This window comes from Rhodococcus chondri (assembly GCF_036327435.1).
In the GTDB taxonomy this organism is placed as follows: domain Bacteria; phylum Actinomycetota; class Actinomycetes; order Mycobacteriales; family Mycobacteriaceae; genus Rhodococcus; species Rhodococcus chondri.
Genome location: NZ_JAUZMZ010000387.1, coordinates 1 through 818, shown reverse-complemented (window position 1 = coordinate 818; position 818 = coordinate 1). Strand labels below are relative to the sequence as shown.

Below are 818 nucleotides of genomic sequence, written 5' to 3'. Positions count from 1 at the left end.
TGTTGCGACACCGCGGGCTGGGAGATGCCGAATTCCGCGCCGATCGCGGCGCCGATTTCGCCGGCAGCGTGGGCGCCCACGGCGAGCAACTCGAGAACCCGTCGCCGAACCGGATCGGCGAGCACTTCGAAACCATGCACGATCTCACTATATAAGCGACAGCTTAATAAGTACAGGCGGCGATGGCCTGCCGATCCGGACAATCCGCCGAGCCCGAAAGCCCCTTCCGAGGCAACAGACCTTCATAGACTGGCTCCATGACGACTCCCTTGCGCTCCTCCGACGAGACCGTCGACCTTGCCAAGATCGAGAACCGGGCGCCGTCGGTCGCACGGATGTTCATCGACCGGGTGACCGCCACACCGGACGCGGAGGCGTACCGCTACCCCGACGGGAAAGACGGGTGGGCGAGCGCCACCTGGGAGCAGACCGGCGACCGGGTACGGCTGCTCGCGGCCGGCCTGATCTCCCTCGGGGTCCGATCCGAGGATCGGGTGGCTCTCGCATCGTCCACCCGCTTCGAGTGGGTGCTCGCCGATCTCGCGGTCATGTGCGCGGGTGCCGCGACGACGACGGTGTACCCCACCACGAACGCACCCGACGTCGCCTTCATCGTGTCGAACTCGGGCAGCAAGATCGTCATCGCCGAGGACAGCGCGCAGATCGAGAAGCTCACGCAGCACCGCAGCGAACTCCCCGACGTGACCCGGGTCGTCGTCATCGACGGTTCCGGCGACGGCGACTGGGTCATCGGCCTGTCCGACCTCGAGGAGCTCGGCCGCGCACTGACCGCCGACAACCCGAATGCGGTCGTCGAC

The 818-nt window shown here is 67.0% G+C and carries 1 protein-coding gene and 1 pseudogene; one reads left to right on the top strand and one right to left on the bottom strand.

Annotation, left to right across the window (positions count from 1 at the left end):
• A pseudogene (locus tag Q8814_RS26310) lies at positions 1-140 on the bottom strand (transcriptional regulator); the annotation flags it as partial.
• A 117-nt stretch (positions 141-257) separates the two neighbouring features.
• Here Q8814_RS26310 and Q8814_RS26305 point away from each other — a divergent pair.
• On the top strand, positions 258-818 hold a 561-nt coding region (locus Q8814_RS26305), incomplete at its 3' end, for an AMP-binding protein (RefSeq protein ID WP_330154850.1).